Below are 23,609 nucleotides of genomic sequence, written 5' to 3' on the forward strand. Positions count from 1 at the left end.
GAGAATTTGATGGTGTTTGAATTGAAGCAGCGTACTCAGGTGCAACCAAACTATCTACAGCGTATGACGTTTACCACAGATGTACCTGTCGGTGAGGTAATACATCATAGTCTGTTGAGCTGCTCCCCAGATGCGCGCTTGATAGACGCTGCAAAGCAGATGGAAAAGCACCATGTAAGTTCTATTCTAATCATGAGTGCAGGCACACCTATAGGCATATGGACAGAGGCTGATGCACGCAAGTTAGACTTCTCAGATAAAAGCATCGGCACTCGCCCCATTAGCGATTTTATGAGTGCGCCTGTTGAAACTGTTTTGGATACCACCAGCCTCAGCGAGGTCGCACTCAAATTTAAACAGCAGCGTCGACGTCATTTTTTAGTTATTGATGAAAATGCTGAACCTATGGGCGTGGTATCACAAAGTGATGTAATCCACTATCAAGGATTAGAGCATTACCTTTGTATGCGTAATGTGCGCTCTGCTTTAAAACATGTGCCGCTCATTTTAGATGACCATCTTTCTCTCAGTGAAGCGGTATCACGCTTACGTGAAGAACAACGAGACTCAGCCGCAGTACGTGTTGGCAGATCCGAGCAATACAGCATTATCACAGAGCGAGATATCGTACGCTGGCTAGCCAATGATGTGAAAGGTGACTGCCTAAGAGATGTTTGCGATAACCGTTTGTACTCTGTTGATGAAGAAACAGGTTTATTACAAGCCAGTAACCTACTAAAACGCAAAGGTTTTAGACATTTAGGGGTGGTAAACAATATTGGCAAGCTTGTTGGCATTCTATCTTATGCCGATATATTAGAAAGCGTTGAATACGAATACGTCAATCGCTTGCAAGATGCCTTACACTCCAGAGATGAGGCTTTAAAATCATCAACAACCCACCTTCGTCTTGCTCAACGAGTCATTGAAGCAAGTCTTGATGGCATCATTATCACCAACCCAAAAGGCGTTATTCAGTCGGTCAACCCTAAGTTTACTCAGGTCACTGGCTACAGTGCTGAAGAAGCTATCGGTCATACCCCTCAACTCCTCAGCTCTGGCCGCCACTCAGGTGATTTCTACCAGCATATGTGGGATGAACTATACCGCAATGGTTATTGGCAGGGGGAGATCTGGAATCGTCGAAAAAATGGGCAAGTTTATCCTGAGTGGCTAACGATTACGGCCATTTATGATGACGATGGCCAAGTGTGTCAGTTTGCGGCCATTTTCAGTGACATCACAGACCGCAAGAAGGATGAGGAACGGATTCGTCGTTTAGCTTTTTTTGATGATTTAACTGGCGTCGCTAATAGAAGATTGTTCCAAGATCGGCTTGAGCAAGCAATCGCCAATGCACATCGCCATAAACACCGTTTGGCCGTTCTATTTCTTGATTTAGACATGTTCAAACGCATCAATGACTCACTGGGTCATTTAATGGGTGATGAAGTACTCAAAGTAGTTGCTGGGCGCTTAGCGCATACTGTGCGAGAGGGAGACTCTGTTGCACGCTTAGGTGGCGATGAGTTTACCGTGATGGTGCCTGAAGTAGAATCCATTGACGGCTTAATGGTTCTAGCTGAGCGTATTAATCAGGCTATCAGTGAACCAATAGCGGTGGGTAGTCATGAACTATATGTTTCTTCAAGTATCGGCATTAGCATCTTTCCTGATGATGGCAAAACACCTGACGAGCTGATTAAAAATGCCGATGTTGCAATGTATAGGGTCAAGGCAGATGGTCGAGGTAGCTACCATCGCTATACGGCATCACTGCACCATGACTCGGTACGAGAACTAACCATCGAAACCCGATTGCGCAAGGCAATAAAAGAACAAAGCTTTGATCTACACTATCAACCAAAAATAGACCTGAAAACGGGTGAATTGCTCAGCTTTGAAGCCCTGCTGCGCTGGTATGATAGCTACAGTGAGCAGCAGATTTCACCTGCTGAGTTTATCCCTGTTGCTGAGCGTTTAGGCTTAATTAGCATGTTAGGTGAATGGGTGCTAGAGCGCGTTTGCATGCAACAAGTTAAGTGGCATAAAGAAGGACTTAAGATCAAGCCTGTCGCCATTAATATTTCTGCTCAACAATTAATGAAAGGCGATATCAGCCAAACAGTACACAGAGTATTAAAAGAAACAGGAGCACAAGCCAGTTGGTTAGAGTTTGAAGTGACAGAAAGCTGCTTCATTCCAGAACAAGCTGATCGTATTGCAGAAATTTTGCATAACCTAAGGTCCGCAGGCTCTAACATCTCCATTGATGATTTTGGCACAGGCTACTCCTCTCTCAGCTACTTGCGACGTTTACCACTAGACGAACTAAAAATTGACCGTAGCTTTGTTACCGACATTGCAGTTAACGCTGATGATGCACGTTTGGTTTCTACTATCATAGCTATGGCGCAGGGCTTAGGCTTAAGGGTTGTTGCAGAAGGTATTGAAACTCAAGAACAACTTGATTATCTGCGAGACCACGGTTGTCACCAAGGACAAGGTTACTTTTTTGCAAAGCCATCAACAAAAGAACAAGCTCATGACTGGTTGGCTACAGAATGGAATCCACTAGAGACTAAGCCTATATCGGCTTAGCTTCTAGTGTAAATATTGATCACTTTTGAGCAGGCTTTACCTTATCTAAAGTAAAGTTGTCAGCATCACTAAATGCAGGGAAGGCTGTTCTAAAATCAGACAACGCGCTTTTTGACAAAGCTGCTGTTTGAATAAACTCAATACCTGCATCTGCTGATATTTGAGAATGCCCTTTGAAATCAATTAAGGCAGAATCACCACTGTAAGGCAGTTGATTCGCATCAGTACCTACCCTGTTGACGCCCGCTACATAGCACAGGTTTTCAATCGCACGAGCTTGTAGCAATACCTGCCAGGGGTGTCTACGTACTTCAGGCCAGTTAGCAACATAGATCGCTAGATCATATTGCCCATGATTACGACTCCAGACAGGAAAACGTAGGTCATAACAGATCTGTGGAAAGATTCGCCAGCCCATATACTCAATAACTAGAGCCGACTCTCCTGCACAGTAAAACTGGTGCTCACCTGCCATACGAAACAGGTGTCTCTTGTCATAAGAGTGATGCAGGCCATCCGGTTGCACCCAGTAAAAACGATTGTGGAAGCCTTGGTTAGACTTCACTACCACACTACCACAAAGCGCTGCATTCAAGCTTTTTGCTTGCGCTAACATCCAGTCCAACGTAACCCCATTTTCAGGCTCTGCAACAGATTCAGGCTGCATGGTAAAGCCTGTGGTAAACATCTCAGGCAAAATAATCAGATCAGTCTGGCCTTTAAGCACTGCCAGCTTTTCCGTAAACATCTGCCGATTCAGCTCAGGTTGATGCCAGTGCAGATCAGATTGAACCAAACTAACGCGCAATGATTCAGCCACAGTACTTAGTGTTAGAGATGAGCCTAAAGTTGACATAAGCGTGCTCCTGCTTGGTTTAATGTATCAGCGCCTTTGGCAAAGCAAAACCGTACCAATTTCATGCTAGGATTAGGCTCTGCACAAAAAACTGACACGGGTATTGCTGCCACCCCTTTTTCTACCGTTAACCAACGCGCAAAACTTACATCATCAAGGTCACTAACGGCACTATAGTCAACCAACTGAAAATAAGTACCCTTTGCAGGTGTAAAACTAAAACCTGAGTCACGAATTAAGGCGCAAAATAGGTCTCTTTTTTGTTGATAAAATGCAGGCAGCTCATTGGTATAGTGAGGGTCTTTTTTCATGTAGTCGGCAATAGCTAACTGTAAAGGCGTTGCGGTACTAAAAGTCAGATACTGATGCACTTTTCGCAACTCAACAGATAAAGGTGCAGGCGCAATACAGTAGCCCACCTTCCATCCTGTTGTGTGATACGTTTTGCCAAAAGAAGATACAACAAAGCTACGAGCCGCTAACTCGGCATGAGTCAGCAAGCTGTTATGCGGCTGATCATCAAAAACTATATGCTCATAGACCTCATCCCCTAATAACAGAATATGTGTGTCACGCACTAAATCAGCCAACTGATCCAGATCGGCTTTACTCAAAGTTGCACCACTTGGATTATGCGGTGTATTAACAATGATCATGCGTGTACGGGGAGTTAGGCTGCTTTTTAGTAACTGCCAATCAATATTAAACTCAGGTAAGGTCAAAGGTAAGTGACGACAGATGCCACCATTAATTTCAATAGCAGGCTCATAACAGTCGTAGCACGGATCAAAAACAATCACCTCATCACCAGCACGCACTACCGCACTAATTGCTGCAAAAATAGCCTCTGTAGCGCCTGATGTAACCGTTACTTCAGTTTCGACATCCACCTGACAACCATACAAGCGCTCTACTTTCTCGGCAATGGCCTCTCTTAGAGATGGCATACCTGTCATTGGTGCATATTGATTTGCACCATGCGCCATGTGATAAGTGACACGCTCACGTAACGCTTCTGGGCCTTCAAAGTCGGGAAAGCCTTGAGATAGATTAATCGCGCCATGTTGAGCCGCTAACTGTGACATAACTGAAAAGATAGTCGTGCCTACTTTAGGTAGCTTAGTTGTAGGATAGTGAAATGGGGTTACTGAGTGCAGGGTGTCAGAACTGTGCATAATGGCGATAACTCAACTCTAAAAAGCCAGATGATTAGCATTTGAAATGGGCCATTATAGATCGGGAAAAGCCTATTGAGTTATAACAATTATGCCCTGCCTTATAAGTATGGCTAACTCACCAGCGAGCGAGGGAAACGTATCGTGAAATGCACCCCTTGACCAATTTCACTATGCACCTCAATCGTCCCCTTTAAGACTTGTGTAACAAGGTTAAAAATAATATTGCCACCTAATCCACTCCCCCCTGCCCCTCTGCGTGTGGTATAGAATGGATTAAACACTTTTTCACACTGCTCTTGATCCATCCCTGCGCCATTATCACTGTACTCAACCACAACCTCATCTGCACGTTCACTGTCTTGAACTTGAATGTGAATAAGCCCTTCAGCCCGCTCACCAAAACCGTGAATAACAGAGTTCATGATCAAGTTGGTAATGATTTGAGAGAATGCCCCAGGGTTGTGCACTACCTCTAATTCCTCTATACCCTCAACTAACACTTTGTGTTTTTTCATTTTCAAACTTGGGGTTAAAGAGTTCGCCACTGCGCGTACATACTCTACTAACAAAAAGGCACGCACATCATCATGAGACTGATCAACGGCGACTTTTTTGAAATCGTTAATTAGCTGAGAGCCTCGATGTAAGTTGCTGCTCATTAATGCCAATGCATTATCGGTGTCTTCAATAAACTCTTGTAGCATTGATGCGGTGAGGTTTTGCGTCTCCAATGCATTTTTAAGCTGTTTTAGATCATGTGCAATATGAGATGAAGCGGTAACACAAATACCTATCGGCGTATTAATTTCATGGGCAACCCCTGCTACGAGCTCACCTAAGGCCGCCATTTTCTCCCGTTGAATTAGCTCACTTTGCGTTCGTTGTAGATAGGAAAGTGTTTCAGATAAAGTTTTGGTGCGCTCACTCACTCGATGCTCTAGTTCATCGTTCAGCTTTTGCAAACTCTCTATCGCCTCTTTCACTTGCATCGCCATATCATTAAAAGCTTCAGATAAGAGTACAAACTCAACAGGTGAGTGAATCTCAAGTTTCGGTTGATACTCTCCCTGACTGACCTGCTTAGCCGCATGGGTTAGCATTTGCAAAGGCTCAGTAATTCGACGTGTTAGCACCCTGCTGACCCAGAATACTATCAACATTGCAACGAGTGCCCCCCCTAAAGAGAGGTAGATAATTTTATGAATGGGTGCGAGCACTTTGTCATAAGACACTTCGGCAACAACCGTCCAAGGCGTACCAAATACTCGGTATAAGTTACCCAAGACCTTGTCGCCTTCGATACCGCTGTATAGATCTAAAGCGGCATGACCAGAGATCTGTAGCTGTTTTTGCAATGCGGGTTGAGTTAAAACCTTTCGAACTGAGGCTAACATCGCAGAGTCAATTTTACTGCCCGACGCAATTAGCTGATATTGACCATCAACCAGATAAGTGGTGCCACCAATAGTATTGCTCACTTGAGCTAAGCGATAACGTAAAGGCTGAAGATTAATACTGGCGACTAAGACGCCGTTTACCTTATCTTGCTGATCACGCACAGGCACAGACAGCTGCACAAAGTGGGCATCTAAATCAGGGAGATAGGTTGGTGCAGAGACAAACTCTTCATGTCGATTCAAAGATCTGCGAAAAAAGTTTTCACTGCTGACATTGGGTGCAGATTTTTTACCGTACAGGCTCGTTTGAGCAATCACATTCCCCTCTTTATCGTAAAGGGCCACCAACTCAAAGGCACTATTTTGACGGCTTAAGGCTTCGATCAAAGGAAATGCTTGCTCTGGCTCTAGCTCTGCAAAACCTCTGATCCTTGCCAGCAAATTCATACTACGAACGACTTCATCCCAAAATATCTTAACTGTCTCACCTGCTAACTGGCTACTTTGGTGAACCTGTGCCCTAGCTTGCGTATCCAGAGCAGAAAAACTGACAGGCATGGTTAACGTAAAGGTCATTAATACCGATACTAAGGTTAACAATACGCTGCCCGCCAAGAGCTGCTTACGAATACTACTCATATACAGCCTACTTAGTTACTGGCTGAGAAGAGTTTACTGGCACCAGTAAACCTTGACTAAGCTGATCAATAATCATAAATATATTTTGCCGCTGTTCTAGGTCAACCAAGTTAGAGTTGAGTTTCACCAACGCCACGTTCTCTTTGAAACTAAACCATTCTTGCTGGCCATACCAATGTCCTGCACTGACCTTTTTAGCGCTGTTGCTGATCAGCTCGGCTACATCAATAATGCCTGTTGCTAGAACTTGCTCAGGATTCCAATGGCTACGCTCGTCTGTATCCACTAATAACAGACGCCTATCAGGGTATTGCTTAATCAGCTCTGCAATAACAGCATTTCCCATCCCTGTATTGATCAATAAAACTTGGACACCTTGGTCTAATAATATTTTGGCTTTCTGATAGGCAAGATCTGGGGCTGCAAAGCTACCAACCCAGTCTACTATCACATCAACAGTTTGATCGTATCCATTAACCGCATTATCAAAGGCTTGCGCCATTTTCTGATAAGACTTAAATGGAATTCCACCTATAAAGCCAACTGTCAGCTGCTTCGATTGATTGTGAGCAGTATCCTCAGCTCTAACAGCAGCAAAGCTTTGCCTCATTAAATCCTGATACGCAACAACACCTAATATATAGCCTATATCATCAAATCGGCCTGCAACTGCACCAAAATTCCGCTGATTACCTTCTGTCTCCCCTACAATAGCCATGCGTACATAGGGGTGCTCTGATGCTAAAAAGCGTAAAAAACCCTCATACTGACCACCAACCCCCACAATAAGCTGTACGCCAGACGTTAAACTCGGACTAATCAGCTCTAAGAGCTTGTCCTGTGATAGTTTTTTAGGATCTGTGCCCGTTAATAGTGTTACTTGAGCATTTAACTGCTGTTCTATTCTATGCGCGCCTTCTTGCCCTTGGGCACTCCAATTGTCGGTATCAGGATATTGAGGCACAAGAACTAGCACGTGCATCTGGTTCTGGTTTGGCGCGCCTCTGTCAACCTTCTTGTGTTCTGCTGGTTCGCTACAGCCTTGCACTAGTAACAACACACCAAACAGCATCAAAAACTTGCAAATCAGGCTTGCAGTAAACAATGCAGAAAGCTTATTTTTAGGCGACGTCATCGTAATCAAGTTCAATGTGTCAGCTCCAGCTGTCGACTGAGTAATTGTTGGGCAAGAGTATCAAAGCGCTGTTGTTTCTCTGGTTCCAGCGCTCCGGATGTTAGTTCAACCTGCTGCACTTGATCATCTATACCAAAGCGATACAACTTACCCTCCCAGCGGCCTTGTAATATTTGGCTTAAACCATATTCAATTAGACGACTGGTTTCTAATCTAACATTGGCCAATAGCGTTGCTGGCTTATCTGCATATAGCTGCAAATCTCGTCCGATAATTGCGATACCAGCTTGAGCAAAGATCGGGTAAAGCTTCAAACTGGCAGGGTCAGCATTGATCGCGACAACATCAACACCTTTTTTGATCATTTTTTCTGCTTCAATCAGTGCTTGGGTATCATCGCTCCAGCTATTGAGATAAACCTCTGTCAGCTCGATATTAGGGTTAATATGCTGGGCTCCATGGCGAATACCTTGTGCCATTTGTTGCAAAATATTCAATCGCATACCGCCAATGAAACCGATCTGCCCTGTGCGACTCTTTAAACCTGCAGCAATACCTGTTAGCTGCCCTAGTTCATCCCAATCAAAAGACAAACAACCTAAATTGATGTTATTACCGGCACAGTCACTGTTTACAATGAAGTTTACTCTTGGAAAAGCTTTTGCTAACTCAGAGGTTGCATTAACAAACTGCCCGCCATGCGCCAGCACCAAGCGAATATTATGTCGCTTAATCTCCGCACCAACCTCCGCTTTAAAGCGCTCAACATCTGAAAACTGTACTGACTCTAAATAATGAAAGGGCATACCCAAAGAAGCTGTCAACTTTGTAGCACCTTGGTAACCACCTTGATTCCAAGCTGAGCTTGTAATGGTTTGTGGAAACAAGGCCAATAACGCTAAGCCACCTTGAGCAGTAGGTACGGCACTATGATCTCTACTCATTGTTGTAGTTGTAGACATTGACTGCGCATCTTTAACCGCAGACGGCTCGTCGCTACAAGCCTGTAGCAACATAAAAGAGAGGCAAAAACACAACCATTTCAATGACTGCAAAGCGTTCATAAGTGAGTCCCACCACAATAACGCACAAGAAAAGCAGTCATCTGATTAGACTGCTGAACTGTCATAAGCATAGCCCATGATCAGAGGTTAATAATATTCTACTCCTGCAAGTATGCAAAAAATAAAACAATCAAGCTAACCTTTTGATTAAGTACATTATATAACACTGAGTCCTAATACTGTTTCGCTCTGAACTCCGCACTTTTGTCTGCCGAGAAATATTGGCCAATCAAATTCACAGAGAACTTTGCAAATAAGCAAAACATCGCCTAATTCTTAAGTAATGATTGATCTAACAACCAAAGCTCCTTCCGAAGGTGATAGACGAACGCTACTGCAAGGATTTGCATTATGACAACGGCCACTATGACACCATCAACCATACTAGAGCCTACACTTGAGCTGCAAAAGCTACTCCAGCAGTTTATGGAAGATACTGCTACAGCAGATCTCATTTTAAGTGTATTACAGACAATGATTAGACTGTCAGATAGCCAATCTGCATTTCTGTTACCAAACAACAGAGGGGCAGATTGTAGCGGTGCAAAGAGTAATCAGCTGTATTGGCAATATCACGCAGGATACGAAGGTGTAAAAAAACAGATCGAGCCACATTTGACAAAAATCAGCCATGTGTTTCAGCCTGAACTCTGCCGTACAGAGCCATTGTTTGCAAACACCTCATGTGCAGTATTAACAGCCTTTAAATCAACACTTTTATGGCACTCATTGGGGCGTGTGGCTGTTATTCCACTACAAAGCAGCATGGGCCTACATAAAGGTGTACTTATTCTTGCTGGCAGAGATACGCCCTATTACGCCAGCATGATTGAACATATAGAGCCATTTATCTCCTTTTGTATGAACTTGTTACTGCTCGACCAAAAGGGACTTTTGGGCAATTCACATACATCAATCAATAACAGTCAATCTATTCCAATTTCAGAACCTAAACTTGAACAATTCAAACCTTTTTTTGACCACAGCGTTTTACCCCACGTTATTACTGATGTTGACGGCACAATTCAACAGTGCAATGCCGCAACAGAGCAACTATTAGGCTATCCAGAAAACAAACTTGTAGGGCAACATATTGCTCGTTTCATCCCAAAAATAAAGCTGAGCCTACACCATTTAGAACAGGAAAAAAGTTTACAGGAACTTAAAGCCTATACTAGGCAAGGCATTGCACTGTCTATACGGGCAAATACTCAACCCCTTATTGAAGATGAGAGTTTGCAGTTCAATATTACATTGCAAGACCTAAGGCGTAATGACGAGTCTAAAGCCCATCAGCAAGCACGGGAAAAAAGAATTCAAAAACAGATTCGCAGCACCTTAAGAATTGCCCGTATGGCCACTCAAGAACAAGCGCCTTTTGCACAGCTGGTACAACAAATCTGCGAGCTAACAGCTGAGACATTACAAGTACTACGTGTTGGAATCTGGCTGGCAGAGGAGAATAGTCCAATATTCAGAAACCTCTGTCAGATTGACCTGAATCAATCTGCTTATAGCGAGTGTTTACCGCTTATTTTAACCAGTAAAAACCCGTTTGTTCGGCAAATAGAGCAGGTGCAGGTTTTAGCACTTGGCAATTTAAGCGAGTCGAAAAACTCATCTCACTTTCTCTCTTCTGATTATTATCAGAGGAATAAAGTACAGACTTTAATGAGCGCGGGCATTATTAAAGAGGGCCAATTAATAGGTTTTCTCGTCATTGAAGAAAGCAACCCTGTGCTTTGGCAAGAAGATCAATTTAACTTTGCCCGTGAAGTTGCCAATTATCTACATATCCTAGTCTTGAGTAATCAACGGCAACGTATACAGTCTGCATTGGCGCTACAAGAAGAGCAGTTCAGACTACTGTTTTTTGACAGCCCAATGCCAATGCTTGCTTTTGATCAAGAGAGCTTTCAGTTCATCTCTGTTAACGATGCCGCAACAAAAGAGTTTGGCTATTCAAAAGAAGAGATCGCAAAGAAAGGCATCTATGATCTAGTCCCCCCCTCTTGTGTGCTCGATATCCACAACATTGTTTCTGCTAATGCACAAAAGCAACATGACTACCACGTGCTTGAAACCAAAATGCAAAAACACTCCGGCGAAATAATTGATGTTGAAATCCACTCCCACGCCATAACGCTTTCTAACAGAGAAGCGATATTAATGGTGGCATTAGATATCACTCAGAAAAAACGCATTGAGCAAAGCCTACGTCAGAAGCAAAAAATGGAAGCGATTGGGCAACTCGTCGGTGGCATAGCCCATGACTTCAACAACATTACCAATATCATTCGTGGGCATACGGAGCTGCTGGAGCTAAAGCTTGTTAATCAAGATAAAGCTCAAAAGCATATCCAAGCCATATTTAAAGCAACCACTCGAACGACAAGCCTAACTCACAAGTTAATGCAGTTCTCTCGTCAGCAACAAATTAGTAGTGAGCCATTGCAAGTTAATGATGTTATTTCTGATTTAGTTGAGTTTATGAGTAAATCTTTAACTAATAACATTCAAATTCTATTAGAGCTTGATCACAGCACACCTACTGTATTGATTGATCGTGGCGATTTTGAAGATGTGCTGATCAACTTAGCAATTAATGCCCGCGATGCAATGGAGAGGCAAGGAACCCTTACGATTAAAACTAGCCAACACACGCTATCGGAAGATCATGTACTCATGACTCGAGACCGACAAGCAGGCCGCTATGTTTGTGTACGGGTACAAGATACAGGTACAGGAATACCTCAAGAAATTAGAGAGCAGATATTTGATCCCTTCTTTACCACAAAAGATAAGGGTAAAGGTACAGGGCTTGGCTTGAGCATGGTGTATGGCTTTGCTAAACGCAGTGGGGGCTTTTTAGACCTTGAGTCAATCGAGGGTAAAGGCTCGTCATTTCAAATATGGTTGCCTGTTCTTGAACAAGATAAAACCACCGAAAAAATAGAGACACAAGACGAAGCACATCTAATACCAGAACTAAAAGTACCAGAAGGCACTCAAGCTTTAGTTGTTGATGATGAAGAAGATATTCGCTCAGCGCTATCTGAAATGGTGAGTTCATTCGGATTTGTCGTAACAGAAGCGTCCAGTGCAGATCAGGCAATACAGGTTATTCAAAGCGGCCAGCATAACTTTTCACTCATGTTGTCAGACATCATTATGCCGGGGTCTATGAACGGTGTTGCACTGGCTCATTGGGCCAAAGAGCAACGTTCAAATTTACGTATTATCTTAGCCTCAGGCTATTCTGAAAATATTAGTGTCATAGATGCACGTAAAGTGTCATGCCACTTGTTGAAAAAGCCTTTTGGTCGGCAAGATCTGCTAAAAGTGCTGTCATCTTGGGACTGGCCTAAAAACAAGGAATGACCATGACTATTATTTCAGAGATCAGAGCACAACATTTATTAATTATTGATGATGAAGAGGATATTTGTGAGCTAATCACAAATATTGCAGATCTATGCGGTCTACAGTCAGATTATATGGCTGAGCTAACCGATCTTGCCATGCTTAAAGATATTGACCAGTACGACCTTATTGCACTAGATCTCTCCATGCCCAACATCGACGGTATAGAGGTTATACATTTTTTAGAGCACTTCGAAAAAAAGCCACAGTTGATCTTAATGTCTGGGTTTGAGCAAACCGTGATAGAAGGCGCTAAACGACTGGCTCAACAGCTCTCAATTCCTGTAGCAGGTGTGCTCTCCAAGCCTTTTGCTCTACAAGAGCTACAGGCTTTATTACAACAGCCTCAAGCCTCAACAATGCCTACTAGCAAACCAAAACAGAGTAGCCTACACGCTCAATATTTTAGTATTCAAGATATTGAGTCAGGCTTAGCCGCTGGTGCTTTTATCCCCTATTTTCAACCACAGATCAACTTAGAGTCAGGTTTGCTCCACGGCGTAGAAGCTCTAGTGCGCTGGCATTATGGTTGTCAAATTATTATGCCCGATCATTTTTTGCCTATCATCGAAAGCCAACAACTTATTTTACCTATGACCAAGTCGGTGATCGAACAAACACTCAAACAGATGATCAGTTGGAGAGAGGCAGGTTTGCCTGATATACAGGTATCCATCAACTTATCAGCGGCTTATTTAAATCAGCTTAATTTGCCCCAGTTAATGACAGACCTACTACAAGAGTATCCTGTCAATAGCAGTCATATTACTTTTGAAATAACCGAACGTATCTCCTTAGAAAGCAATCAACCTACTCTAGATACAATCACTAGACTACGCTTAAAAGGCTTTTACTTATCACTAGATGATTTTGGCACGGGCTATTCTTCATTAGCTCAGTTAGATCGACTCCCGTTTAATGAAATCAAGATTGATAAAAGCTTTGTCATGCATGCGCTCAGCAGTCCTATATCAAGAGTGATAGTAGAGTCATCAGTTGCCTTAGCTAAACAGTTGGGCGTGCGCTGTGTCGCTGAGGGTATAGAAAGTCAAGCCTGCGAACAGTTTTTGAAAGACAGTGGTTGTGATATAGGCCAAGGCTATCTTTACAGCAGAGCACTACCTAGCCATGCCTTTCAGCAGTGGGCATTAGAGTATTTAAAAAAGAGCAGCTAAATCTAAGCCATAGTGGCTCAGTAAACAATTCGGCATTTAAACATTAAGAAGGATCTGAATAATGAATGAGTTAACTTTATTAATTGTTGATGATGATGAGATGCACTGTGAGTTAGTTGGAGAGATGCTTGAAGATGACTATGATATTTTCAGCGCAACTAGCAGCAACGAGGCTATAGCACTATTCTCTGAGCACAAACCAGACATTGTTCTACTTGATATTAATATGCCTGATAAAACAGGCATTGAGCTTTGCCAAGAGCTAAAGCAAGAATATAGCCACGACTTCTCTGTAATTTTTGTCTCCGGCCACAACTCACTTGAAGAACGCTTGCGAGCTTATGATGCAGGCGGCGATGACTTTGTAGCCAAGCCATTTGAAATGAAAGAGTTACAGGCAAAAGTGCACGCAGTTGGTTTATACCAAATCAACAAGCGCAGCTTAAAAGACCAAGAAGCTTTTTCTAGAACCATGGCATTTCAGTCGATGGCAGAAGCCGCCCAATACGGTCATGTCTTACAGTTCTTCAAAAACAGTATGCAGTGCAAATCGCTTGATGAATTAGCGAAGCACTTCTTTGAGATGATGCAGAACCTTAATTTAGTCACTTGCCTGCACTTTCATGGGCGCGTTGTACGCTCTTACGATCAGGTTAATTGGCAATGCAGCCCGATAGAGGAAAATATCTTTGAACTGTTGCGCGGGGTCGGGCGCCTATATGATTTTGATAACCGCACCATTTTAAATGACCATCATGTCTCCTTCCTCATTAAAAATATGCCGATGGATGATGAAATTAATTACGGCCGTTTGCGAGATGTCACCGCCGTTATTATCGAAGGGCTAGAAGCCAAATACCTAGATCTAGAGCGTGAGCACACTTTAAAGTCTGTACTCGATACTGTGCAGTTTATTATTGACCAAATGAGCGAGCAAATTGCTGGGCACGAAGGGCGTATGAAGTCACAAATTAACAACCTGATATTAGAGGTGCGCTCTAGTTTTCATGCCCTTGATTTAACGCTTGAGCAAGAGGACTACTTTACCCAAGTTATTGAGAAAAGCTTAAACGATATGGATAGCGCTGACGAAGGATTACAGCAGGCCAGCACGGCATTAAAAGAGCTAGCCGAGAAAATCCGTATTGCTGTGCAATAAGACCAATATTTAAGAAAGGCGACCCTGTAAAGTTGATCGCTAAAAATACAGAATCAATGCCAAATCAGGCTAATAGGGTCGCTTGCCTTAAAACGGTCGGCAACTTGCGCTTGCAACAGTTCTGCCGAAGCAAGCGCATCAGTCAGCGCATGATGCGGAGTGTAAAAAGGTAAGTTATAACGGGTACGACTGTCTGCAAGTCTAATCGACACAGGCTTGCGGCCAATCAAACGGGCAATCCAGCTCAACGGATGGTGGCGATGCAAACGAGCCTCCAACTCCATTGTATCAACGACAGGAAACATTAACCCCTCGCCAAGTCTCGCTTTAAGAGCTGCATTGAGAAACGGCTGTTCAATCCCTCGATGATGCACAACCACTATGCGCCCCTTCAATGCTTGCAAAAGTTGAGGCAGCACTTTACTCAAGTCTGGAGCCTCATCAATGTCGGAGTGCGTAATACCATGGATAACAACAGACTCTGCCCTTAACGGCTTGCCAGGGTCCAGAATCCAGTGCCGTGACTGACCGCAGTAGATACGCTGCAACGTAAAAGGCACCAACCCAATACTAACAATGCCATTCTTTTGTGGATTGAGCCCTGTGGTTTCAAAATCCATCGCAACAAAAGGCACCTGATCTAACGCTGTATCTGGAGCTACACAACCTTCGCTGTAAAAATCTTTCAGTAATGGATGCTGTGCTTGCTCAGCCAGCTGTTGAAAGCGCTCTGGCCACTCAGTTGACACTTTTTTACGTCTATTCTGATCTGGAATCAGGTGTAACATCGTTTAATTCGCCCGGTTGGGTTGGTAGCGGAACTTCAGAAACTTCTGAGCATCACTCAAAATCTGAAATGCTTCTTTCAGATTACGCCGCTCAAAATGCGATAGGTTTTCCGGCTTAATATTATTATCTGGTGCCTGTTTACTCTCAATGTTTAAGGCCTGATGACGGATACGCACCATAGAGATAAACTCCATTGCATCTCTCAAGTCTGGGCCTCGATCCGGTGGTAGAATTTTTGCTTCAACTACATCATCTAGTCGATCAAAAGAGTTTTGCGCACGAGAGCCAACCGCCAAAGCATGCACCCGAATAAGATCCGCCAATGGCGCTGTACCACGGCGTTTTAGGTTAATGGCATTCTTATGTTGACCATCTTGCTCCATAACAAAGGTTTTAAAAAAGCCCAAAGGCGGCGTTCTATTCAAGGCATTACGCGCCATGCAGGCTAAAAAACGCTGGCTGCGCCGTGCTCGACGACTAATTAATCCCTGTAATTGGTCAGCCCATTCGGTACGTCCCCAAACTCCATCCAGATCAAAGAAAATATTACTGTGCAGTAAAGACTCGGGCGTTGGATTATCAATCCAATCAACAAAATACTGCTCCCAAACAGACTTAGGCTGACGCCATCGGCGATTAGTCGCCATAACCTCACCAGTGCAGTAGCTGTAGCCACAAGCCGCTAAGCCATCACTGACAAATTTTGCCAATTTAGCAAAATACTCATCATGCTTTTCAGGATTGAAACTGTCATCCAGAATAATGGCATTGTCCTGATCGGTGACAATCAGTTGCTCACCCCGAGCCATAGAACCCAAAGCCAAAAAGCAGTAAGGAATAGGAGGTGGGCCGAACTGCTCCTCTCCCAGTTCTAATAAACGCTGTTTAAAGCTCCGACCAATGACGGCCATTGCCGATCCCACCATGCGTGAGTTGGCATCTTCATTCACCATCCGAACAAAACTTGCCTGTACATCCGTTTGTAATGCTGCCAACTCCTCCACCGTTTGTTGGCGAAAGATACTGCTCACTACAAAGAGACTATTGCGAGATTCATAACGCACAAGATCAGACAAGGCGATCACACCGACAGGGCGACCTTTTTTCAGCACGGGCAGGTGATGCACATTGGTGCGCAGCATGGTAAGCATGGCTTCAAAGATATACTCATCGCTATTAATCATCACAAGCCTCTGAGACATGATCTCGTCAACCGATGTATCAAACGGTAATCCCTGTGCAACCACCCGAGTTCTTAGATCACGGTCTGTAATAATACCGCATACCTTATGCTCACTGCCGTCCGATGCCGAAACCATAGCCTGACGATAGTCAAATATCCCCTCGGACTCACTAGGATCACTGGCCTCAGGCTGTAGAATCAGCAAACAGGAAACACCTTCATCAGTCATCAACTGAGCCGCCTGCTGAACAGTTGCCATACAAGAGATCAAAACTGGTTCTCGGCTAATCAACGTTGTAATACGAGACGTTAGCAATACATTCGCATCGTCTCGCTTTGAAACGGCCTGACGCAAACGGGATTGATCTCCAACCTCGAAAAAATCGGCAAACTCTTCATGCTCATCAAAGATTGGCCGAAAGACTGACTCAGGCAGAAAGTAGATCAAGCTGTCTTCAATCGCTTTTACTGGAAACCGTACTTTCTGCCTCATCAAAAGGCTTTGATAAGCAAATAAACCACCCTCGCTCAGGCGGTTGTATAAGTCACCATTACGGCGATAAATTTCAACTGCACCGCTACGAACAAAACAGAGATCTGAAATGGTGTCACCAAACTCCAAAATTTGGCTGCCAGCTTTGTAATAGGCTATTTCAACTTGACGGCTGGCCTCTGCAAGCACCTCTTCCGGTAAGCTTTTGAAAGGCACAAAGCGTCGAAGGCACTCAAAAATTTCTATCTGTTCGACTTCCATAGCAGCACCTCAACACCCCACTTGTTTGGGGAAATTCGCAATTTAAAAGCAGATCATTTAAAAACAAAAAGGGCAGAGCGCACGATACGCCTCTGCCCTTTAGGATCTATCTTCCTTTCAAGCCTCACCTGTTAGGTTAGGCAAAATTTACACTGATCTAGGCTCTGAAGCTAAGCCTTTCAAAACTGACACACAAGCTACCAACAACACTATTGTGAACGGAAAGCCCGTTGAAACAGCCATCGCTTGTAGCGCAGTAAGTCCGCCACCCAAAATCAGTGCAATTGCAACCAAACCTTCAAACGTACACCAAAAAACACGCTGAGGCTTAGGTGAGTCTACTTTCCCACCAGCAGAGATTGCATCAATAACCAAAGAACCAGAGTCAGAAGAGGTCACGAAAAATACAATAACCAGAACAATGGCAATCAAAGAGGTGATCTCTGACAAAGGCAGGGTATCCAGCATCATAAAGAGTTTAATTGGTAGATCAGCCTGACTTACAGCCTGATAACCATCATTCACTAACTGACTAATCGCTGTACCACCAAAAGCTGTCATCCATAGCACACAAGCCAGAGAAGGTATCAACAGAACAGAGATCATAAACTCACGCACAGTACGACCACGAGAAACACGAGCAATAAACATACCTACAAAAGGAGACCAAGAGATCCACCATGCCCAGTAAAATGCAGTCCAACCAGATGCGAAGTTAACATCTTCACGCCCTATGGGGTTTGCCAACGCTGGTAAATGTTGCAGATAAGAAGATAAATTACCGACAAAGCCTGTCAAAATAGCGAGGGTGGGGCCAACAATAATCACAAATAGCAATAATAGAGCCGCCAAAATCATATTGATTTCGGACAGGCGCTTAACACCTGCATCTAAACCTGCCAATACAGATACCATCGCCAGACCAGTAATACCTATTACCAGCAATACATCAGTCGTTGTCCCCATCGGCACATCAAACAGATAATTCAACCCCGCACCTGCCTGTGAAGCCCCTAGTCCCAGAGAGGTTGCCAGACCAAACAATGTCGCAAACACCGCAAGAATATCAATAATGTGACCCGGCCACCCCCAAATACGCTCACCCAATAGCGGGTAGAAAACAGAGCGCATAGTCAGCGGTAAGCCTTTATTAAAAGAGAACAGCGCCAAACCTAAGGCCAGAACCGCATAGATCGCCCAAGGGTGCAAACCCCAGTGATAGATCGTTGCAGCCATAGCCAGAGATGACGCAGCCTCGGCATCACCAGCCGCCCCACCTAGGGGTGCCCAGTCGGTGCGAACGCCATTCTCCATAGTGGTGCCACCCATTGACGATGCAAAGTGAGACAGAGGCTCAGATACACCATAGAACATCAGGCCGATCCCCATACCTGCGGCAAACAGCATCGAAAACCAACCTGCATAGGTGTAGTCAGGCGTAGCTTCGGTGCCACCAATACGCACCCTTCCCATTGGAGAAAAGATTAAGAATAGGCAAACCAGAACAAAAATATTACCAGCACTAATGAAAAACCAATCTAGGTTAGTGGTTAACCAAGCGCGCACTGCACCAAAAATAGGTGCAACTTGAGACTGAAATATCAATGTCAGCAGAACAAAAACCACAATACTTAAACCGGAAATCATAAAAACCCGGTTGTGAATATCAAGCCCGAAAGGCCCAATTTGCAATGCGACATTATCCTGACCGATTTGATAATCCGTATTGATCGGATTTACCTCACCGTCAGGCGTCATAATATCGTTTTTATCACTCATGAACTTAGCCTTATGAAGAGAAGTATGTCGCTTCTACTCTGTACTCTGGCGGCTATTTAACGGCTCTAACTGACACAACATAAAACAGCTTTAACGCAGTGAATGAAGGAATAGCAAAGTCATCAAGATAGAAGAAAAACACAGAGGGAGAAGACAACAGATTATTTACATGTCTAATCATTATAGCACAAGTAATTCTGCTTTCTAAAAGATTTGTCTCGGCACGTTCTGGCATTTTTTCGGTTTAAAAGTCTTGCTGGTAGATTGATACAGAAACAGTGATGGGTAACCCAAAGCCATAAACCTTTGATTAGTTTTGGCCTTGGGTGCAAGTCCTTTATACTTTTAATGCTGTTTTGAGGTTAATTGATTGTCGATTTGTCACTCATATTTTCTTGCGCAAGGTATTAACCTGAATATGAGGCCACCGAGTTGTACCGCCATCCGTACCAAATTGGAATTCGAAAATCTGAATTTGCTCATACTGTAGCTGTAGAATCTCCTCTCCATTCTCCATCACAGTTTCAATCCAAATACGAAGTGACATCTCTGTTACAGGTGTGTGCCTTTGCACAAATGGCGTATTCAATATACCACCTTGAGGGCCACCAGTTTTCTGTGTAGACATTGTAATTAGCTTATAGCTTGTAATGTCTTGATCTTGTATTGCATCACGTAAACGAAGGTCAGGACGAACTGAGTAAGGGTATAGTGGATGAGCGAGGATACGCTGAGTGTAAGTCGTATTCCCACTAGGGTCTCTGTCTGGCAAGCCCTGATCATGAACCCATTCAGGTGCAGGTTCATCAAGATTTATAGGATGCCCTGGCGTTGTACCAGCCCCTCCCATACTCGGGGAGATTGCAAGATGATTAAAATCCCAAGCAGCATCACCATAAGGGAACTGTGGCTTACCTTCTTCAGAAAAGTCTTTCCCTAAAAGGCTAATGGTGCTGCCGTGAGGAATTGTACCACTTCGAGAAACACTGTAAGGAGGGATAAATACAGGGCCATCACTGCCATCACCTGATGATAGCTCTGGAAAGCCAATATCCGTCATAATGGATTCATTGTCTGCTGGATGGGTATATAACTCATTCAGCCACAGATACATACCATTCTCTTCGTGTAAACTTTTACCTGTTAGATCCTGAATACTTTGATTGTATTTAACGGCGCCACAAAACTGCTCATTTGCACCACCTCTATTACGTATACCACCTTTCACTAAATCAAAAGTAAGCTCTTCTGTGTAGTCTTCACAAAGAAAGTGAAATTTTCCAGGAATCGTAGCAGGATTGCTGCCAGGTGAGGGCATACAGGTTGTGTGCAACCCCCAACCTGTCTTGTTGTTAGTTGGGTTGTAATTAACCCAAGTGCCTTCTAGCAACTTTAGAACACCATACTCAGCTGGCTGGGTAAGTACTTCAGGTGTGTATAGCGGTGCAGGATTAACCATGTTGAACATCCTCTGTTGAGGTTAATGAAAGACTGGGTATATTTACTTCAGCTGAGTGGCGGCGCTGCCAAAAAGCATGATGCGCCCACCGGAACTCATGTTGATAATATGTTCGGCGTTGATGCTGATAGGTTTGCCAAGCTTGAGCGATTCGATTAGAAAACATTGCCATTGGCTCATTATTGCCTGCGTTCTTAGCAACAATGGCTTGTGCAGCAACAAAGCCATCTTCAAGGGCGCTACTGATACCTGATGAGGTCAGCGGGTCTAATCCAATTGCGGCATCACCTATTGCCATCCAATCATCTCCAATAGGAGGGTCGGTATATTGCGAGATTGCTCCGACAATATCTGGCTTAGGTGAATCAAAAGCTTGTAATGATTCTAGGTTGATGTGTTTGCTTATATAACTTGTTTGGCTGAGGTGAGCAATAAAGCCTGCTCTATTAGAGACATCAAGGTCTCGAAGTAAATCTGAATCACTCATAAACATCACCACAGAGCGACCCTGAGGAATTGCTGTAGCATACCACCAGCCATCACTCACCGATTCAACTAGTGACCGATGCTGAAGCAATGCTGAGCCTGAGTCGTTCAAGGTAAGCGCAACAGCAACCAAGCGATCTAAGTGATGACACTTTGCTCCGAGCTTGGAGGCGACAAAAGCCTTTCGTCCAGTTGCATCAATCACAAATGCTGTACGAATATGATCTCCATTGCTTAAGTTAAGTTGCCACTTTTCACGACCGACTTGGAGTTGTAAAGGTGTGATATTATTTAGCCTGACGCCTTTTTGAATACTTGCACCTTTCTCCAAGGCCTGCTCGATCAACCAGCTATCAAAAGTGGCTCTATCCAGATGCCAGCCATATCCATGATGCATCGTATGGAAGTCCTTATAAGCTAGAGAATCCTCACCCCATACACTACAACTACCCCGACAGACCATATGACCGAGGGTCTCTAAGTCTGTTCTTAGACCTAACAATGCTAACTGGAGGCGTACACTTGGATTAGCTGACTCACCATAATGGAAGCGAGGTTCACTGTTTTTTTGAGAAAAACCTTTATCATCTAATAAGATGACGGAGCCTCCGCCAGCGTTGCGTAAAGCAATCGCAGCGGCGGCTCCAGCAGGACCAGCGCCAACAATGACAACATCAGCCGTTGATAGTTGTGTCATCTGCATTGGCTCTTGGTAGCGTACGTTGAACCTCGACAAATAGAGGCGGTAGAGGTTTACCATCCTGACTTTTACCTAGGTTGGCATTGTAGATAAACCCTAGCTGCATCCAATGATTCACCATCTCTAGGTCGTCAGAAAATGCGATATAGTTACCAGCACTTTGATCGAAGTCTATGCCCACCCATGCAACCTGCTTGCCTTTTAGCTGCATCTCCACAGGGTCAGTAATACTCGCATCAGGTAAATAAGCAAACTCTGGGCGCTGGGCTGGCCACCACCACATATAACGTTTACCCACAGGTTGTGATGAACACTCATTGAAATCTGCTTGCCACGGAATGGCCATATAGCGAGTGATATCACCAGGTTGCATTCCTGCATCGTAGTTCAGACCAAGCGAGAGCGGCACTGAGTAATCTTTTTGCGCTTTAATTCGGAATGGTTCACTGTAAATTTGAGGTATACGTGATACCCATGTCATTTCTATACCGGGACAGAAGGCACCTCCCACACAGTTATCCAAAACAGCTTTAGTTAACACCTCTCCTGGATGCCGTGTGGCTTTATCTGGGAGATTAGTGAAATAGCCTTGTGCCCACTGTTTTAAGAAAAAATATTGGGTACCAGTCACGGTTAAGAAATTAGCCATATACTGTTGGCTATTAATGCTGCCATCACCACATAAATAAGGCATCAGAGTTGCACCGTTCTCTGACGTAACAATTTCATTTACTGACTCAGGTGCACGCATCACATCTAGAATATATTGACGTAAACCGTTGTAGGTTTTATCAGGGTTGCCCAAGCGGCTATAGTCAAACCGGTGTGGTTTTGGTGGAATCGCAGCAACCCAAGGGTATTTTTCACCACGTTCTAAGATAGGCCTAATTTCGGTATTGAAATCTGGATAATAACCCTCAGGGCCAGACTGCCATAAGTTGTCTTTGAATATTCTTTCATCAGCTCCCATGCGGCAAATGCTTGTGTCGTACATTGTATCGTACAGCGTCACCATATTTTCAATTTGTGGGGCATAAGAAGGCACACCAGAGATAACCCACGCAGAGTCTGCATAAATTGGTGTTGATTCATCTTCTTGCAGGGTAATTGTAGCGTGAATAGGGCCATCAGCCGTATCATCCCACCAGCTATCGTTGTTGGCGTATTGTTTAATCATCGGTCCAGATGGGCTAGACGAACCTGAGCGACCATATCCCGCAACTACGAGTAGACGTCCGTGATCATCCGTTTGGCACTCACCTAGCGTTTCAATTGTGAATGGCTTGATATTTTCTGGCGGAAATGAACAGTATTGATCAGCGGCTCCTGCTTTAGAAAAAGTATACTGCTGACCATGCTGACTACGACCACTGATCTGACGCTTTCCAGGGTCTGTTATCAATGTCTTTTGACGTACTTCAGCCTCTATAATAGATGGATTTCTCAGAGGATGATTAGGGCTATATGGTAATTCACCTGGATTGGTTTGATATTCATACCAACTAGACTTCTTATTTGCCACATGCACAGTCCACTCAATCTTATGCACGCCTGGCGTATTTAAAGTAACTTCTTCTGCTTCATGCTCACAACCTTCCTTATAGCGGTAAATTTTAAAGCGAGCTGCTTGTCGTCTCATATCACCATTTTGATCCCGAAATATATCTTCGCTAGTCGCTGGCACCGCTTCCGGCCAAGTTAAAGGCATACCAGCAGATGTTTCTGGGCCAAGATAGAACTCTTCACTCGTACCTACTCGAGCGATACCGATAGAAGGGTATATTTTGTATATATAGCTGTTATTCATCGCCATGATAAATTCCTTTTATTCT

15 protein-coding genes are annotated in these 23,609 nt (G+C 44.0%); 4 read left to right on the forward strand and 11 right to left on the reverse strand.

The annotated features are described in order from the left end of the window. Window positions 1-9 precede the first annotated feature (9 nt). A complete protein-coding gene (locus B5D26_RS08275) occupies window positions 10-2,601 on the forward strand; it encodes an EAL domain-containing protein (RefSeq protein WP_139776630.1) in 2,592 nt (863 codons plus the stop codon). Between the two features lie 19 nt (window positions 2,602-2,620). On the opposite strand, the gene B5D26_RS08280 is transcribed toward B5D26_RS08275, so the two are convergent. The 5 genes from B5D26_RS08280 to B5D26_RS08300 form a co-directional block, all read right to left on the reverse strand. Next, the gene (locus B5D26_RS08280) at window positions 2,621-3,457 is read right to left on the reverse strand and encodes an amidohydrolase (protein ID WP_078745268.1); all 837 of its coding nucleotides are present in this window, start codon (window positions 3,455-3,457) and stop codon (window positions 2,621-2,623) included. Beyond that, the gene (locus tag B5D26_RS08285; RefSeq protein ID WP_078745269.1) at window positions 3,445-4,632 is read right to left on the reverse strand and encodes a pyridoxal phosphate-dependent aminotransferase; all 1,188 of its coding nucleotides are present in this window, start codon (window positions 4,630-4,632) and stop codon (window positions 3,445-3,447) included. The genes B5D26_RS08280 and B5D26_RS08285 overlap by 13 nt, the downstream gene beginning before the upstream one ends. 113 nt (window positions 4,633-4,745) lie before the next feature. Continuing rightward, the gene (locus B5D26_RS08290; protein ID WP_078745270.1) at window positions 4,746-6,671 is read right to left on the reverse strand and encodes a sensor histidine kinase; all 1,926 of its coding nucleotides are present in this window, start codon (window positions 6,669-6,671) and stop codon (window positions 4,746-4,748) included. A 7-nt stretch (window positions 6,672-6,678) separates the two neighbouring features. After that, window positions 6,679-7,821: a BMP family lipoprotein gene (locus tag B5D26_RS08295; RefSeq protein ID WP_078745271.1), complete on the reverse strand. Its 1,143-nt coding sequence runs from the start codon at window positions 7,819-7,821 to the stop codon at window positions 6,679-6,681. Beyond that, window positions 7,818-8,870: a BMP family ABC transporter substrate-binding protein gene (locus B5D26_RS08300; protein ID WP_078745272.1), complete on the reverse strand. Its 1,053-nt coding sequence runs from the start codon at window positions 8,868-8,870 to the stop codon at window positions 7,818-7,820. The genes B5D26_RS08295 and B5D26_RS08300 overlap by 4 nt, the downstream gene beginning before the upstream one ends. Before the next feature lie 351 nt (window positions 8,871-9,221). Here B5D26_RS08300 and B5D26_RS08305 point away from each other — a divergent pair, with 351 nt between their 5' ends. The 3 genes from B5D26_RS08305 to B5D26_RS08315 all read left to right on the forward strand — a co-directional run bounded on the left by B5D26_RS08305 (window position 9,222) and on the right by B5D26_RS08315 (window position 14,627). Beyond that, the gene (locus B5D26_RS08305; protein WP_078745273.1) at window positions 9,222-12,251 is read left to right on the forward strand and encodes a PAS domain S-box protein; all 3,030 of its coding nucleotides are present in this window, start codon (window positions 9,222-9,224) and stop codon (window positions 12,249-12,251) included. Between the two features lie 2 nt (window positions 12,252-12,253). Further along, on the forward strand, window positions 12,254-13,468 hold the full coding sequence (locus B5D26_RS08310) for an EAL domain-containing response regulator (protein WP_159445622.1): 1,215 nt from the start codon (window positions 12,254-12,256) through the stop codon (window positions 13,466-13,468). Between the two features lie 61 nt (window positions 13,469-13,529). Continuing rightward, entirely contained in the window at window positions 13,530-14,627 is a 1,098-nt protein-coding gene (locus tag B5D26_RS08315; RefSeq protein ID WP_078745275.1) for a response regulator, read from the forward strand. Window positions 14,628-14,680: 53 nt separating this feature from the next. Here B5D26_RS08315 and B5D26_RS08320 read toward each other — a convergent pair whose 3' ends face one another. The 6 genes from B5D26_RS08320 to B5D26_RS08345 form a co-directional block, all read right to left on the reverse strand. Beyond that, window positions 14,681-15,415, reverse strand: coding sequence for a 3'-5' exonuclease (locus B5D26_RS08320; protein ID WP_078745276.1), 735 nt, complete (start codon window positions 15,413-15,415; stop codon window positions 14,681-14,683). Window positions 15,416-15,418: 3 nt separating this feature from the next. Next, window positions 15,419-17,353, reverse strand: coding sequence for a putative nucleotidyltransferase substrate binding domain-containing protein (locus B5D26_RS08325; protein ID WP_078745277.1), 1,935 nt, complete (start codon window positions 17,351-17,353; stop codon window positions 15,419-15,421). Between the two features lie 147 nt (window positions 17,354-17,500). Further along, window positions 17,501-19,132 carry a BCCT family transporter gene (locus B5D26_RS08330; RefSeq protein ID WP_078745278.1) on the reverse strand — a complete coding sequence of 544 codons (1,632 nt, stop codon included), beginning with the start codon at window positions 19,130-19,132 and terminating at the stop codon, window positions 17,501-17,503. A gap of 385 nt (window positions 19,133-19,517) precedes the next feature. Next, complete coding sequence (locus tag B5D26_RS08335; RefSeq protein ID WP_078745279.1) at window positions 19,518-20,591, reverse strand: peroxidase, FMP-type; 1,074 nt, start codon at window positions 20,589-20,591, stop codon at window positions 19,518-19,520. Beyond that, entirely contained in the window at window positions 20,584-21,774 is a 1,191-nt protein-coding gene (locus B5D26_RS08340) for a tryptophan 7-halogenase (protein WP_159445623.1), read from the reverse strand. Before B5D26_RS08340 ends, B5D26_RS08335 begins: the two co-directional genes overlap by 8 nt. Beyond that, window positions 21,752-23,590 carry a LodA/GoxA family CTQ-dependent oxidase gene (locus B5D26_RS08345; RefSeq protein WP_078745281.1) on the reverse strand — a complete coding sequence of 613 codons (1,839 nt, stop codon included), beginning with the start codon at window positions 23,588-23,590 and terminating at the stop codon, window positions 21,752-21,754. The genes B5D26_RS08340 and B5D26_RS08345 overlap by 23 nt, the downstream gene beginning before the upstream one ends. Between the last annotated feature and the right edge of the window lie 19 nt (window positions 23,591-23,609).

The organism is Oceanospirillum multiglobuliferum (assembly GCF_900167095.1).
GTDB lineage: Bacteria > Pseudomonadota > Gammaproteobacteria > Pseudomonadales > Halomonadaceae > Oceanospirillum > Oceanospirillum multiglobuliferum.

What these genes read in the sequence shown, in the direction of transcription:
- B5D26_RS08275 (WP_139776630.1), top strand. Translation starts at nt 10, where the DNA reads ATGGTGTTTGAATTGAAGCAGCGTACTCAGGTGCAACCAAACTATCTA.
- B5D26_RS08280 (WP_078745268.1), bottom strand. Translation starts at nt 3,457, where the DNA reads ATGTCAACTTTAGGCTCATCTCTAACACTAAGTACTGTGGCTGAATCA.
- B5D26_RS08285 (WP_078745269.1), bottom strand. Translation starts at nt 4,632, where the DNA reads ATGCACAGTTCTGACACCCTGCACTCAGTAACCCCATTTCACTATCCT.
- B5D26_RS08290 (WP_078745270.1), bottom strand. Translation starts at nt 6,671, where the DNA reads ATGAGTAGTATTCGTAAGCAGCTCTTGGCGGGCAGCGTATTGTTAACC.
- B5D26_RS08300 (WP_078745272.1), bottom strand. Translation starts at nt 8,870, where the DNA reads ATGAACGCTTTGCAGTCATTGAAATGGTTGTGTTTTTGCCTCTCTTTT.
- B5D26_RS08305 (WP_078745273.1), top strand. Translation starts at nt 9,222, where the DNA reads ATGACAACGGCCACTATGACACCATCAACCATACTAGAGCCTACACTT.
- B5D26_RS08310 (WP_159445622.1), top strand. Translation starts at nt 12,254, where the DNA reads ATGACTATTATTTCAGAGATCAGAGCACAACATTTATTAATTATTGAT.
- B5D26_RS08315 (WP_078745275.1), top strand. Translation starts at nt 13,530, where the DNA reads ATGAATGAGTTAACTTTATTAATTGTTGATGATGATGAGATGCACTGT.
- B5D26_RS08320 (WP_078745276.1), bottom strand. Translation starts at nt 15,415, where the DNA reads ATGTTACACCTGATTCCAGATCAGAATAGACGTAAAAAAGTGTCAACT.
- B5D26_RS08325 (WP_078745277.1), bottom strand. Translation starts at nt 17,353, where the DNA reads ATGGAAGTCGAACAGATAGAAATTTTTGAGTGCCTTCGACGCTTTGTG.
- B5D26_RS08330 (WP_078745278.1), bottom strand. Translation starts at nt 19,132, where the DNA reads ATGAGTGATAAAAACGATATTATGACGCCTGACGGTGAGGTAAATCCG.
- B5D26_RS08335 (WP_078745279.1), bottom strand. Translation starts at nt 20,591, where the DNA reads ATGGTTAATCCTGCACCGCTATACACACCTGAAGTACTTACCCAGCCA.
- B5D26_RS08340 (WP_159445623.1), bottom strand. Translation starts at nt 21,774, where the DNA reads ATGACACAACTATCAACGGCTGATGTTGTCATTGTTGGCGCTGGTCCT.
- B5D26_RS08345 (WP_078745281.1), bottom strand. Translation starts at nt 23,590, where the DNA reads ATGGCGATGAATAACAGCTATATATACAAAATATACCCTTCTATCGGT.